At 49.1% G+C, this 14,372-nt stretch carries 8 protein-coding genes, 11 tRNA genes and 2 rRNA genes; 1 reads left to right on the top strand and 20 read right to left on the bottom strand.

Features of this window, described 5'->3' with window-relative positions:
* Positions 1 to 326 precede the first annotated feature (326 nt).
* Entirely contained in the window at positions 327 to 695 is a 369-nt protein-coding gene (locus tag CJP46_RS33085) for a VOC family protein (RefSeq protein ID WP_094599882.1), read from the top strand.
* 659 nt (positions 696 to 1,354) lie between these two features.
* Here the strand turns inward: CJP46_RS33085 and glmS are convergent.
* The 20 genes from glmS to CJP46_RS32980 all read right to left on the bottom strand — a co-directional run.
* Positions 1,355 to 3,187: a glutamine--fructose-6-phosphate transaminase (isomerizing) gene (gene glmS / locus CJP46_RS33080; protein ID WP_094599881.1), complete on the bottom strand. Its 1,833-nt coding sequence runs from the start codon at positions 3,185 to 3,187 to the stop codon at positions 1,355 to 1,357.
* A gap of 599 nt (positions 3,188 to 3,786) precedes the next feature.
* Positions 3,787 to 5,127: a phosphoglucosamine mutase gene (gene glmM, locus CJP46_RS33070; protein WP_094599879.1), complete on the bottom strand. Its 1,341-nt coding sequence runs from the start codon at positions 5,125 to 5,127 to the stop codon at positions 3,787 to 3,789.
* A 52-nt stretch (positions 5,128 to 5,179) separates the two neighbouring features.
* A complete protein-coding gene (locus CJP46_RS33065; protein ID WP_179281433.1) occupies positions 5,180 to 6,625 on the bottom strand; it encodes a CdaR family protein in 1,446 nt (481 codons plus the stop codon).
* A complete protein-coding gene (gene cdaA / locus CJP46_RS33060; protein ID WP_094599877.1) occupies positions 6,618 to 7,448 on the bottom strand; it encodes a diadenylate cyclase CdaA in 831 nt (276 codons plus the stop codon). The genes CJP46_RS33065 and cdaA overlap by 8 nt, the downstream gene beginning before the upstream one ends.
* A 199-nt stretch (positions 7,449 to 7,647) precedes the next feature.
* Positions 7,648 to 8,262 carry a zf-HC2 domain-containing protein gene (locus CJP46_RS33055; RefSeq protein WP_094599876.1) on the bottom strand — a complete coding sequence of 205 codons (615 nt, stop codon included), beginning with the start codon at positions 8,260 to 8,262 and terminating at the stop codon, positions 7,648 to 7,650.
* A 119-nt stretch (positions 8,263 to 8,381) separates the two neighbouring features.
* Positions 8,382 to 8,948, bottom strand: coding sequence for an RNA polymerase sigma factor SigW (sigW, locus tag CJP46_RS33050; protein WP_094599875.1), 567 nt, complete (start codon positions 8,946 to 8,948; stop codon positions 8,382 to 8,384).
* A 188-nt stretch (positions 8,949 to 9,136) separates the two neighbouring features.
* Positions 9,137 to 11,932: a phosphoenolpyruvate carboxylase gene (ppc, locus tag CJP46_RS33045; RefSeq protein WP_094599874.1), complete on the bottom strand. Its 2,796-nt coding sequence runs from the start codon at positions 11,930 to 11,932 to the stop codon at positions 9,137 to 9,139.
* A 955-nt stretch (positions 11,933 to 12,887) separates the two neighbouring features.
* A tRNA-Gly gene (locus CJP46_RS33040) sits at positions 12,888 to 12,961 on the bottom strand.
* 57 nt (positions 12,962 to 13,018) lie between these two features.
* Positions 13,019 to 13,092, bottom strand: a tRNA-Pro gene (locus CJP46_RS33035).
* Positions 13,093 to 13,115: 23 nt separating this feature from the next.
* A tRNA-Arg gene (locus tag CJP46_RS33030) sits at positions 13,116 to 13,192 on the bottom strand.
* A gap of 3 nt (positions 13,193 to 13,195) precedes the next feature.
* Positions 13,196 to 13,270: transfer RNA gene (locus CJP46_RS33025), tRNA-Gly, on the bottom strand.
* Between the two features lie 11 nt (positions 13,271 to 13,281).
* Positions 13,282 to 13,365: transfer RNA gene (locus tag CJP46_RS33020), tRNA-Leu, on the bottom strand.
* Positions 13,366 to 13,383: 18 nt separating this feature from the next.
* Positions 13,384 to 13,459, bottom strand: a tRNA-Lys gene (locus tag CJP46_RS33015).
* A gap of 4 nt (positions 13,460 to 13,463) precedes the next feature.
* Positions 13,464 to 13,538, bottom strand: a tRNA-Gln gene (locus CJP46_RS33010).
* A gap of 51 nt (positions 13,539 to 13,589) precedes the next feature.
* Positions 13,590 to 13,665, bottom strand: a tRNA-Val gene (locus tag CJP46_RS33005).
* A 127-nt stretch (positions 13,666 to 13,792) separates the two neighbouring features.
* Positions 13,793 to 13,864, bottom strand: a tRNA-Glu gene (locus CJP46_RS33000).
* A gap of 8 nt (positions 13,865 to 13,872) precedes the next feature.
* Positions 13,873 to 13,948 (bottom strand) — tRNA-Thr (locus tag CJP46_RS32995).
* Positions 13,949 to 13,951: 3 nt separating this feature from the next.
* Positions 13,952 to 14,027 (bottom strand) — tRNA-Asn (locus tag CJP46_RS32990).
* Positions 14,028 to 14,034: 7 nt separating this feature from the next.
* A 5S ribosomal RNA gene (rrf, locus tag CJP46_RS32985) occupies positions 14,035 to 14,151 on the bottom strand.
* Positions 14,152 to 14,277: 126 nt separating this feature from the next.
* Positions 14,278 to 14,372: ribosomal RNA gene (locus CJP46_RS32980) — 23S ribosomal RNA — on the bottom strand; the annotation flags it as partial.

Below are 14,372 nucleotides of genomic sequence, written 5' to 3'. Positions count from 1 at the left end.
CTCGAGCGAGTTATGAGTTAGAGAGCTCCGAAAGGCTCCAGACACGAATAATGCGTTAAGGTCAAGCCGTGTGGTCGCAAAACAGCTTCTATTGACATACGTAGTGTAATGGCGGTTTCCTTGAAAAGGTACCCAAGAGAGGTATCCAAATCTATCTGCGATTGTTTTTGACTCATGTCAGGAGAACGTTTAAACCTCCGTGTAATTGGTATTAATTCCCATAAAGGAGGTGTTGCCCAAGGAAGAAAAGTTGAAACATTCCCGATGTCAGTATTACGACTTATATTAATAACATAAACAACCCCATATACAAAGGAGAACATTAAATGTCAGTAATTGGACCCGACTTCATTTCACTTCAAGTGAGCAACCTTGAAGGCTCTACGGAATTCTATCAAAACTATCTCGGACTGGTCCGCTCACAGGCGGGACCACCTCATGCTGTGGTCTTTGAAACAAAGCCTATTGCATTTGCTCTTCGTGACCTAATGCCAGGAATAGAACTCGGTTCAGGTAATCAGCCTGGACTTGGTGTCGCTCTGTGGCTTCATGCCCCTGATACGCAAGAAATCCACGACAAGCTTATTGCAGGAGGCGTAAAGATTACATCCGCACCAATAGATGGACCATTCGGGCGAACCTTTACATTTGCCGACCCAGACGGTTACCTAGTTACCCTTCACAGTAAAGCCTAATACGCAAATGTATCCAGGGGGATGGTTCAGTGAATGAGTTTTTCATAAGAAAAGTTAATCATCTAGAAACCTGTAAGTTGATGCATCTCGTTGAAGAAAGTACGCGCGAATGTGCTAAAAGAAACCAAGAGCAAATTCCTGCTCTTGGTTTCTTTTTTACTTTTGATTTCTAGAATCTCATCTTGGAATGCACAAAGAGAACGAGTACTAATTACTATTCAATAGTGATAATAAAAATCATAAGAAACCTTCACTTATTATCCCTTCTCTTTTTCTTAGGCCCTTACGTAAGTTGCCAAAGGTGCTTTACGGACCTCAAAGGTACTATAAGATACTTAGATTGGCCGTTACCCCATTCCATGGCTCTTACGAGGACCCTTTGTATCGGAGATATATATTTTCCTTGGAAAGCGACAAAAGGCTGTTGAAAGGCAATTTAAGCCCTGAGAACGGCCTCTCCAACACGGAATTTGTTTTTAATCTTATTAAGACCCCTGATTTTCTTGATTAAACAAAAAATGAGCTCAGACTAATCTGAGCTCATTTGTATGTTGATTAAGAAGTTTCAGTTACATACTTTTTTTATCAGTTACAGTTTTAATTTTTCAGTTACATACTAAATTTAACGCATTCAGTCGTCGACAATTCCTTTACTCCCCTTACTCCACCGTTACGCTTTTCGCCAAATTCCGCGGCTTGTCGACGTCGTTGCCTCTGGCAAGCGATGCGTAGTAGGACAGCAGCTGCAGCGGCACAACCGACAGAGCCGGCGTCAGCAGCGGCAGCGTCTTCGGAATCGCAAACGCCTGGTCTACCGACTTCAGCAAACCTGCGACATTTTCTTCATGGGTAATCGCCATGATGTCCGCGCCGCGTGCGTTCACTTCCTTGATGTTGCTGACCGTTTTCTCCAGAACGGCTTCCTGGGTTGCCAGGGCAATAACCGGAATGCCTTCCTCGATCAGCGCCAGCGTACCGTGCTTCAGTTCACCCGCTGCGTACGCTTCGGAGTGAATATAAGAGATTTCTTTCAATTTCAGCGAACCTTCTTGCGCTACCGCGTAATCCAGTCCGCGACCGATAAAGAATAAGTGCTCATGCTTGGAAATATGCTCTGCGTATACTTTAATGGCATCCGGCTTATCCAGCATGCTTTCCACCTGCTCAGGCAATGCCTGCATGGCGGCTACGATTTGAGCCATCGCGTCCGGCGTCTGCGTGCCGCGAACCTCAGCGAGGTACAGGGCAAACAGATAGAAAGCGATCAGCTGCGACGTATACGCCTTGGTGGACGCTACGGCAATTTCCGGACCAGCCAGTGTAACGATGACGTCGTCGGCGTCACGGGCGATCGAGCTGCCTACCACGTTGGTGATGGCCAATACGTGTGCACCGTTCGCTTTGGCTTCACGCATTGCAGCGAGTGTATCCGCTGTTTCACCGGATTGACTGACTACGATGACCAGCGTTTCCGGCGTCACGATTGGAGACCGGTAACGATATTCCGAAGCTACATCCGTCTCTACCGGAATACGTACCAGCGATTCAATCGCGCTGCGTCCCACGAGACCTGCATGGTATGCCGTACCGCAGGCCACGATTTGAATGTTGCGGATATTTTTGATTTGATCGGCCGTCAGCTTCAGATCCGGCAGAACCACCTTCTTACCCGACTCGTCAATCCGTCCGCGCATCGTGTCGCGATAAGCTTTCGGCTGCTCATGGATCTCTTTCAGCATGAAATGCTCAAAGCCGCCTTTTTCCGCAGTCACCGCATCCCAGTCGACATGAATCATTTCCCGAGAAATAAAATTCCCCTCAATGGTCATCAATTCGACAGAATCCTGCGTCAATACGGCCATCTCACCATCATTCAAAATATATACGTTACGCGTATATTGAAGAATTGCCGGAATGTCCGATCCGATGAAGTTCTCTCCTTCGCCAATCCCGATAATCAGCGGGCTTGCTTGACGCACTGCCACGAGTTTATCCGGTTCGTACTCGGTCAATACCCCGAGGGCAAAGGCGCCGCGCATATAACCAATGGCCTTCTGGACCGCTTTGACGATATCGCCATCGTATTCACGGGCAACCAGGTGGGAAATAACTTCCGTATCGGTTTCCGACACGAAATGATGTCCCTGGCTGATCAGCTCATCCTTCAGCTCCAGATAATTTTCGACAATGCCGTTATGCACGACCGAAAATTTATGACTGTTGTCCGTATGCGGATGAGAGTTCACGTCCGATGGCTTGCCATGGGTAGCCCAGCGTGTATGCCCGATGCCGGCACTTCCGACCAGCGGCGTTCCTTCCAGCTTGGACTCCAGATTAGCCAAACGGCCTTGAGCCTTAGCGATTTGCAATCCCTGGTTGGTGAACACGGCAATACCTGCAGAATCGTACCCGCGGTACTCCAGCTTCTTCAGACCTTCGATCAATACCGCTTGCGTATCCTTTTTACCAATATATCCGACAATACCACACATAGTTAATATCCTCCGTTCACTTCTTCGAATTGGGTTTTAGAAGAGTACGGGAGCATAAAGGTGCGGCATGGCTCAGAATGTACAGGAAAACAAACATTGTATTCAGTTATACAAGGTGCCTTCACGAATGTACATCCTAGCAACGCCGCATCTCTTATGCGCTTGCCCGCACACTCATGAAAATGATCACTATTTTCTAACACCCACTCAAACGTTGTGTGAACAGTCGCCCATTCATTTTCCGTTTCGAGTTTACGGCTGTGGTGTATCACCGGGAGGTCCCCGCCGAACAATCCGAACACCTCCACCTCGTCAACTTGATGCTGCCGTGAATCCGAAGCGTCGTACTCCTTCAGATTCTTCCCCGCGCAAGCCCAAGTTCTGGCGCTTTTATTACTAACCTCACGACCCTCGCTTTCTGTATCGTAATGACATTTACTAATTATATTCATGTCATCTCCGTTTTGCAATCGGGCTGATAGCCCCAAATCGGAGTCCCCGTTATATACCCTGTAAAAAAGCCGATGAAACCGCAATTCTAGTCTCACCGGCCTATGGCATTTATGCTTTAATTTATAGGAAAAACCAACATTTACCTGTTACACTAGTTCCCGTTTCACGACATCGGCGATTTGGGAGACGTACTGATCCAGGTCCTCCTTATTAGGACCTTCAGCCATGACACGAATCAGCGATTCCGTGCCCGAAGGACGAACCAACACCCGGCCGTTATCCCCAAGGATCCCCTCAACCGCTTGAATGGCATCCTTAATGGATGCATTGCCTTCATACTTGCTCTTGTCTTCTACCCGTACGTTCACCAGCACCTGAGGGTACTTGCGCATCATCGTTCTCAGCTCGCTCAGCTTTTTACCAGCGGCCTGGATCGTATCCACCAGCTGAATCGCGGTCAGAATGCCGTCACCGGTCGTATTGTAGTCCAAGAAAATGACATGTCCGGACTGCTCTCCGCCCAGGTTATAACCGCCTTTACGCATTTCCTCCATGACGTAGCGGTCGCCGACAGCCGTTTTAGCCGTTTTCAGCGCCAGCTTCTCGGTCGCCTTATAAAAACCGATGTTGCTCATGACGGTCGAGACGATCGTGCCGTTGTTCAGCTTGCCTTGCTTGTTCATGGCGTCGCCGCAAATGCAGAGGATGAAATCGCCGTCCACTTCCTCGCCCTGGTCGTCAATCGCGATCAAACGATCCGCGTCGCCATCAAAGGCAAGACCCAGGTCGGCTTTGGCATTCAGCACTTCTTCTTTCAGCTTTTCCGGATGGGTGGATCCGCAGAGATCGTTGATGTTCAAGCCGTTCGGCTCGGTGCCGATCGTGACCACCTCTGCGCCAAGCTCCTCAAACAGCTTGGGAGCCAGCTCGTAAGCCGCGCCGTTGGCGCAATCCAGTACGATCTTCAGTCCGTCGAAGCTGTTGGAAATCGTCGTTTTCAAATATTCCAAATATTTATATTTCGATTCATTATCGACAATGACATTGCCCAAATCCTTGCCAATCGGACGCGGAAGCGTGTCTTCGGCTGCGTCCATCAGCTCTTCGATTTTCAGTTCGGTCTCGTCGGACAGCTTGAAGCCATCCCCGCCGAAAAACTTAATGCCGTTATCTTCCACGGGATTGTGGGAAGCCGAAATCATGACGCCGGCATCTGCCTTTAACAACCGAGTAATATACGCCACAGCTGGCGTGGATACGACGCCTACGCGGATGACATGCGCTCCGATGGACAGCAGTCCCGCTACCAGTGCCGATTCCAACATGACTCCCGAAATCCGGGTATCCATTCCAATAACAACCGTAGGTTTCTCCACGTCCCCGGTCAACACGTAACCGCCGCAGCGTCCAATGCTGTAAGCCATTTCGGCCGTCAGTTCCTTATTGGCAACACCGCGTACTCCATCAGTTCCAAAATATTTCCCCATAATTGATCTCCTTTTTGAGTGCATCTCTAGTTACTATATGTGTTCGTTCATATCAGGGTGAGCCGGTATCTGTCTGTGGCTCCTGCCCCTCCGGCGGCGTGGTGTCGTTAGCCGCTCCATTGTTGTCTGTCTCATCCACGTTCGGATCCGTCTCGGACCCTGTATTCCCGCCTGATCCTTTGGTGCCGTTATCTGTTGTGCCGTTGTCTGTTGTTCCCTTGCTGTTGTCATGCGGCTTCGAGTCCGGCTGGGTCGACGTTGTCGCAGCATTATCCTTGATCTCTATGGTAGCCGTAAGCGCAGTGCCCTGATCCACCCGCGATACATAACGTGGAAGCACCACCTGCAGGTTCACCTGATGCGTACCGGGCTTCAGGTTACCGACGCTGGCGATGAGCTGAATGTCATCCTTCGTCAGGCTGTTCAGCAGTCCAGGGGCACCGCTCAGCTTGAGCGACATGGTGCCGCTTGCCGGGCTCTTGATCGCGGCCTGCACGTCAGAACCGGCTCCGCTGATCGTAATCGGAATGTCGTCAATCACCCGTTGGGAGTTGGACACGGTAGTGATTTCAACCTCCATAGAGCTCGGCTCGATTTTCTCAAAACCCTGCGGCGGCGTCAAGTCCACAGGAAGTACCATTGTTCCCGCATCCTTGATCTGCCCCAAATCTACATCGACGTCATTATAGGACTTTATTCCCGCAAGCGCTTCTTGAGAACCGTACAGCTTCACGGTGGTCACGCTCGGCTGAGCCTTGGAAATAACGAGTCCGTCAGGCAGTTGACCGGTATAATGCAATTCGATCGGAACCTCTTTGTACGGCGGCGTGATCGGTACGACCACCGAGATGGATGACGGTTCAATCACCGCCCCCTCAATTTCCTTCCCCTGCTTGTCCAGAGCGGTTAACTTGACCCGCTTCTCCTTAATCGTTGCATCTTCGCCGTCAATCGATACTGATCCTTGAATCTTGTCCACCCTTTTCAGATCGCTTTCAGGCAGCGTAACGGAGACCGTAGACGGTTCCATAGTAATGCTCCCCATCTGATAGCCGGTAGCCGGCTGCCCGCTCGTCACGATCGATACCGGGAAGGAAGACGTATCCCTCTTCTCAATATTGACGGTCACGGACGACGGTTGGACACTAACCACCTCTACGCCCGAAGGCACGTCGACGCTGAGCGGAAGCGTGCTGGTTCCTACCTTCGCGTTGCTCAGGTCCAGCCTCACTTTATAATCTTCCGAGTACATCGAGAGCAGGTCCGACTTTTTCCCTTTGACCTCGAGCTGGACCTGATCCGTGTCCATGGCGCTCAGGATGTACTTCTTCTCATCCAGTCCAAAAGCCTGTACCTTCACATTATCGATGATCCGTGAATCAATTTTAGCGGTAGGCGTAGGCGTAACATCGTTCAAATGAACCATGCTCCAGAGCAAAATACTTACGGCAAGCGCCAGCACTTTCGAAATATTGTTGTTATTGATCCACTTATTCATGATTATCAGTCCCCTTCCGCTTCCAGAAAACAGGACGTTTTTCTTTCGCAGAGGAATTTGGACGAAGCTCTTCATACAGTTTCGATATTAAGGACTCTTCCTTAATATCACGAACGACCTGACCGTTAATGGCCAGCGATATTTGTCCGGTTTCCTCCGATACGACGATGGACACCGCATCCCCTACTTCACTGATTCCGATCGCCGCCCGGTGCCGTGTGCCCAGCTCCTTGCTGATAAAAGGATTCTCGGACAGCGGCAAATAGCAGGCGGCAGCGGCGATCTGCTGATTTTGAATAATCACGGCCCCGTCATGAAGTGGTGTATTCGGTATAAAAATGTTAATGAGAAGCTGGGAGCTCACCATGGACTGCATGGGAATCCCGGACTCCGTATATTCATTGAGACCTGTTTCTCGTTCAAATACGATTAGCGCTCCGATCTTTCTGCGCGCCAAATAATTCACGGCTTTAATGACTTCGCCGATCAGCTTATTGAGCTGTTCATCTTCCGCCGAGGAGCGGCCAAACAGTTTGCCACGCCCCAACTGCTCCAGCGCCCGTCGAAGTTCAGGCTGGAAGATGATAAAGATCGCCAAAATGCCAAAGTTAAATATCTGATTCATAAGCCATTTGAGGGTGTACAGATCAAACCATGTACTGAGCGCCCAGATGATGACCAGGACCAAAATCCCTTTCAACAGCTGAACAGCCCGGGTTCCCCTGACAAGCAAAATGACCTGATAAATGATATATGTAACGATGGCGATGTCAATGATATCTTTAATGGACTCTTTCCATGTTAAATCCGCAAAATAACTCATACTTAGGCCCCCGTACTCCCCTTTATGATGATGGGTCTCTATGTCATTTAATTTCCCCTATATTACCTAGGTTATAACGTACACCTTCAGGTTGCAAGCGGCCGCGGTTTCAAATTGGAACCATTTATAATTATTGCCAACAAAAAAGACGCCTGCTTTGTCCCAAAGAGGCGCCAATATCCACAAATATCAAGATTTACTAACGATAGGCGACATCAGAGAACATGTTTGTGATTTTATACCATATCCAGTCCATCGCCTGATCAATGCTCTTCACCTGACCCGAAATATGGGCGGTTGAGGCTTGGTACAGCGACCCATCGATGACCGTTAAATTCCCTTGAACGTCACCATAGATCTGAGTCTTTCCATTTTCTACCGTCAAATTGCCTGCTATGCTCTTGCCTTCAGGCACAATGACCGTGTTCCCTTCAATGACAACTTGATCCAGATCACTGCCCTTGACCACTAGTTGGGTATCCTGATCCCAGAAGCTCACAGTGCTAAACAGCATCACCAAGACAAATATAGCCGCGGCTGTAATGGCCGGATGTCTCTTGACCCATGTAAGCCATAGCTGCTGCTTCTTCTGCTTCGGGAGAGAATTCATGATCCGCTCAGTCAGCTCAAGAGGTGCAGACGGCGTATGGTGCGTCAGCGAGAACATCAGCATATCCGTCTGTTCCAGCTCTTTAAACTGCATCCGACAGTCAGGGCAGGACAGCATATGGGTCTTAAGCTCCAACTGCTGCTCCTTGGACAAGTCGTCATCTAAATAATCATGCATTAAAGAGACGGCTAAATTGCAATCCATTCTGAGCCAATCCTTTCATTAATATGAATGTATTCAATCTTCCCGCTTCAGGGGCATAGGTCAGTTTCATTTGTAATACGTACAGGTTCTGAAGAAGTTTCAAAACTGCGATCCGTTTTCTATAATTTGGGCTCTAATTTTTTGCGCAAAAATTCACGGCCCCGATGCACCCTTGTTTTAATCGTGGTTACGGGCATCCCCAGCACATCACTGATTTCCTGCAAGGATAAATCCTGCAAATACCTTAGGACCATGACCGACTTATATTTCGCCGGCAGGCTTTCAATCGCATCGTAAATGATCTGCTGCGTTTCGGAGATCAGCGTCTCACTCTCAGGCGTCCGGTTATCGCTCGGTATCATCGAATACCCGTCCATGCCTTCCTGGTCGTTCATCTCAGCATCCAGGGAATAGGTCGGTTTCCTTTTCCTCAACCGGTCGATGCATAAATTGGTTCCGATCCGATAGATCCAGGTGGAGAATTTCTGATTCTGGTCATACCGGTCCAGATTTTTATATACGCGCAAGAAAGTCTCCTGAACGACGTCTTCCGCTTCATGACGGTTGTTCAGCATCCTGTAAGCCAGATGATAAATCTTGTCCTTGTACAGCTCCACAATTTCGGCAAACGCCCGTTGGTCCCCTTTCAGAGCCAGTTTCGTCAGCCGGTTTTCTATATTTTCCATCAAGATTCCCCCAGACTTGCTGATGGGTACGACAACAATTTATTTTCCATTCAAATCGTAAATGATGTCTCTCTAAAAAGCAAGACAAGCCCGTATAACAGAACAATAGGAAAGCCGCAGCACCTGGGATTCAGGCGCTGAGCTTTCCTATTCTGGCTTCAAGGATGTTTATTGAAGTAATCGTATCATCAGCCTGTATTCCGGAGTCCCGAGGCAATGCCGTTGATCGTGAGAAGAACTTCACGGAGCAGTTCAGCATTATCCTCATCCTGTTCGCGCAGTCCGCGGAGCTCGCTGAGCAGCTGTACCTGCAAATAGCTGAGCGGATCCACATAAGGGTTACGGAGGCGAATCGATTCCTGAATGACAGGCACATTATCCAGAATTTCTTTTTGTCCTGTAATTTTCAAAATCAGTTCTGACGTCAGCTTAAACTCTTCCTCAATCAGTCCAAAGATGCGGCGGCGTGCTTCATCGTTGCGGGCCATACCGGAGTATTCCTTTGCAATGACCATATCCGCCTTAGCGATCGCCATTTGAAGGGAATCGACCAACGAAGTGAAGAAGGAGAACTTCTCGTACATCTCCTGCATTACCTTCAGATTCTCTTCCTTGTTCTGATAAAAGCTTTGAAGACCCGTGCCCGCGGCGTACCATGCAGGAAGCAGGTACCGGCTTTGGGTCCACGAGAACACCCACGGAATTGCGCGCAGATCTTCAAAACGATCCGTATTCTTCCGTTTGGAAGGGCGCGAACCGATGTTAAGCTCTCCCACTTCCGGAAGCGGCGTGGATTCCTTGAAGAACGACAGGAAATCCGGATCACGGAAGATCAGGTCCTGGTACTTGTTCCGGGAAACCTCGGACATCTCGCGAACGATCTCATCCCATTTCGCTTCATTCACGTCATCCTTTTCCGGCGTACGAGCGTTAATCGCTGCCGTCACCAGCGCCGATGTCGCCTGTTCCAAGCTGCGGTAAGCAATCCCTTTCAGCGAATAGCGTGAAGAAATGACCTCACCCTGTTCAGTGATCTTGATTCCTCCGCCGATCGTCGAAGCCGGCTGCGCCAAAATGCTGCGGTTCAACGGCATGCCGCCGCGTCCCAACGCTCCGCCGCGTCCGTGGAAAAACTTCAGCTTGATGTCGAACTCGCCTGCCACAGCCGTCAGCTCTTTCAGAGCGACCCGCAGTTCCCAGTTCGCTGTAACGGCGCCGCCATCCTTATTACTGTCGGAGTAACCCAGCATGATTTCCTGAAGATCGTTCCGGGCCGTAATACTCTGACGATAAATCGGCAGTTTGAAAAGCCGTCTCATAATTTCCGGAGCGGCGTGCAGGTCCTCTATGGTCTCGAACAACGGAACCGCCTGCAATGTACATTCTACGGTGCCGTCCGGATTTACCCGGAACAGCCCGACTTCCTTGGCGAAGACCATGACTTCCATAATGTCACTGGCTCCCTCAGCCATACTGATCAGATAGCTGGTAATGCATCCCTTGCCATATTCCTGCTGCGCTTCCTTTACGACCCGGAATACATCCAGACACTCTTTGGTGCTTGCGCTGTAGTCCTGGTATACCGAAGTGATCGGTCTCGGTTCGCTCAGCAGCCTGGTGAGCAGCTCGATCTTCTCCTCTTCGGAAAGTGCTGCATAGTCCGGCGTAATATTGCTCTTCTCCAGGACTTCTTTCATGGCATTCTCATGTTCCTGGCTGTGCTGACGGATATCCAGCGCGGCCGTGTGGAAGCCGAACAGTTCAACCTGGCGAATCAGCTTCTTGACATAAGTATCCGCTACATAATCCGCAAAATGGAAACGAAGGCTGCGGTCAATAATACTCAGGTCTTCGATCAACTCTGCCGGCGTAGCGTAGGATTCCGTAGTCCCTTTTTTACTTTCGTCCAGGACGTTAGATATTTTCTCCATCATATAAACCAGCTTGATACGGTATGGTTCCTTCTCATTGTTCCAGATATCCCGTTTTGTAACGGTTACATTTACACGGTCCCGTTCAATGGAATCCTGCAGCTCCTTGGAAACTTCTACAATGGAAGTGCTAAAGCTTAAATACTGCATATATTCTATTAAAATGCGCTGATATTCCCGAATAGCCAGCTTGCGCTGCATGCGAAGCGTCTGCGATGTGATTTCAGCCGTTACGGATGGGTTGCCGTCCCGGTCGCCGCCGATCCAGGATCCGAATTTAAGGTACGTAGGCACGTGCCAGAGGTGTCCCGGATAATACTTGGTCAAGCAGCGCTCCAATTCCTGATAGACGTCAGGCAGGACGTGGAACAACGTCTCGTGGAAGTAGTACATTCCGTTACGGACCTCATCCAGTACCGTAGGTTTACGGGCTCTCAGCTCATCCGTCTGCCACAGCGTAATGACTTCGTTCAACAGCTTCTCCCGAAGCTGTTCGCGCTCGCGGAACGTAAGAGTCGGATTGTCCAACAGCATGACATCTTCGGAAATCCGTTTATGAATCTCCAGGATCGCTCTGCGCATCGCCTCAGTTGGATGGGCGGTCATGACCAGTTCCAAGGACAGGCTTTCAATAATGTCCTGAACTTCCTCGACCGTAAAGTTCCGCTCTTTGAGTTCCTTAATAGCCATTTCGATCGAATCGGGCTGAGCGCCTTCACCCGCTGAACGCTCATAGTCCCGTTTTCTGCGGATCCGGTGATTTTGCTCGGCGATATTCACAAGTTGGAAGTAAATCGCGAAAGCGCGAATCACCTGATGGCGGATATCCGGTTCCAGGGTTTCAACCATCTTCTTGAATTCTTCATACAATTCAGGCAAAAAAACAGAACGTAAAGATTTGCTTGTTTCACGGATCTTCTCAACGATATCTAAGAGTTCATTGCCCCCTTGATGGACAAGTACTTCCCCGAGTATGTTCCCCAAGAATCGCACGTCACGCCGCAGCAAGTTGTTTGAATTGCTTTTGTTTGCGGTTACCGTAAGTTCAGTCATGCTACTCCTCCCGTCTCTATCCCGTCTGTATTGCTGTCTCTTTGTTCATACTTTCTTAACATCATACAATAAATCACATCGAAAATCTGCACTTTTATTAAATAAAGCGCAGATTTTCGGGTAAAAACACGATGTAAAATATGTATTTTCATTCAGTCATGCCTAAGTCCTGACATATGATTTAACAGAAGTTATGGATACGACGGTACTTATCAGCTTAATAAAATACCGCATAGGGTTTATTTATGCAACGCCACGAGGCCCCCTCCACTATTTACCTATAAAGTTAATGAATTAAACAAATCATCCCATTAACATTTGAATCTGACTTCATTTCACCGGAATGCCTCATCTGCACCATTTCAATTAAACCAGCTCATTAATCCTGCTATATATAATGTCATTTATATATAATGTCATTACTTCAATCCAGTAAGGACATCTAAAGAGCCCTGGCAGGCACATTAATGGTTAGTTTTAAATCAGCTTAGTCAGGCCTGATAAGGTTTATAATGAACGAAACGTGTGTTTTTATTAATATTCCCATTAAAAAAGGCAGGGGGCATACAAGGCGGTTTAACGGGCAATTAGGCAAAACAAGCGAACCGTTCTAAAGCGAGCCAAGGCATCGTATCCACACTCATTCGAGTATGAACCCATGCTTGGTCGAAACTGCGCAGCACGAGTTTCTATCTCGAACCTAATCCTACCGCTCCAAAACAAAAAAAACGCCTTTCGGCGTTGTCTTTTTGAATATGGAGCGGGTGATGGGAATACTCAACATCTCAATTAAAATACGAGCCTTTGGCTCGCTTCAGAGGTAGATGTTGACGCGCGTCCTGAGCGGGTTCCTTCACAGAAGCCTGCACGGAAGGTCGCACCCACGCTGCGTGGGTTCTCTCCCACACAACCGCACTAAACAAAAAAACGCCTTTCGGCGTTGTCTTTTTTAATATGGAGCGGGTGATGGGAATCGAACCCACGCTATCAGCTTGGAAGGCTGAAGTTCTACCATTGAACTACACCCGCAGATTCTTCGTGCAAGCCTTGAATAAATCATGGCCTACACGAAGCCGTGCATGCGTATCGGGATGACACGATTTGAACATGCGACCCCCTGGTCCCAAACCAGGTGCTCTACCAAGCTGAGCTACATCCCGATATCTATTGTAAAACAGTTAAATGGCGCGCCCTAAGAGATTCGAACTCCTGACCTTTTGATTCGTAGTCAAACGCTCTATCCAGCTGAGCTAAGGGCGCATATGGAGCGGACGACGGGAATCGAACCCGCGACCCTCGCCTTGGCAAGGCGATGCTCTACCGCTGAGCCACGTCCGCATCAAACAAAGTGGTGCGCGTGGAGGGACTTGAACCCCCACGTCAAAGACGCTAGATCCTAAGTCTAGTGCGTCTGCCAATTCCGCCACACGCGCAAATTCTGAAAATAAAACTGGTGAGCCATGAAGGACTCGAACCTTCGACACCCTGATTAAAAGTCAGGTGCTCTACCAACTGAGCTAATGGCTCTCACTGGCTGGGGATATAGGATTCGAACCTATGCATGACGGAGTCAAAGTCCGTTGCCTTACCGCTTGGCTAATCCCCAAAGTCACGAATAACTATAGTCTGCCCAATTTCAAGTATTTCATATCATAAATGGTGGAGGCTGAGGGGATCGAACCCCCGACCCTCTGCTTGTAAGGCAGATGCTCTCCCAGCTGAGCTAAGCCTCCATGCAAACTATGTATTCCTTAAAAGCACACGATGACCCGTACGGATATTACTCTTCGTATGAAGACGGCGAAGCTTGTCCCAACGAAAGTACTTCCGACGAACCTTATGTGGAACAAAACAATAAAGTGACCCGTATGGGATTCGAACCCATGTTACCTCCGTGAAAGGGAGGTGTCTTAACCCCTTGACCAACGGGCCACAAACTATGGAGCTCTCAACCGGGATCGAACCGGTGACCTCATCCTTACCATGGATGCACTCTACCTACTGAGCTATGAGAGCAAATGGCTCCCCGAACAGGACTCGAACCTGTGACAACTCGATTAACAGTCGAGTGCTCTACCAACTGAGCTATCAGGGAATATACCGCTTGGCAACGTCCTACTCTCCCAGGACCCTTCGGTCCAAGTACCATCGGCGCTGGAGGGCTTAACGGTCGTGTTCGGGATGGGTACGCGTGGAACCCCTCCGCTATCGCCACCAAACGTTCAAGTGGTTTGATCACCTGAAAACTAGATACGAAACGAATCTGCGCTTTAAGAATTATCGGGTCCCCGCCAAAGTACTCGGAATCAGCTTCAGCGCTATTCTTCACTTTGGTGGGTTTCTTTTTGGATAAGCCCTCGACCGATTAGTATTGGTCAGCTCCATGCATTGCTGCACTTCCACCTCCAACCTATCTACCTCGTCGTCTACAAGGGGTCTT

Source organism: Paenibacillus sp. XY044, from assembly GCF_002257645.1.
Classification (GTDB): domain Bacteria; phylum Bacillota; class Bacilli; order Paenibacillales; family Paenibacillaceae; genus Paenibacillus_AQ.
The sequence above is the reverse complement of the archived record's forward strand: the minus strand, read 5'-3'. Positions and strand labels throughout refer to the sequence as shown.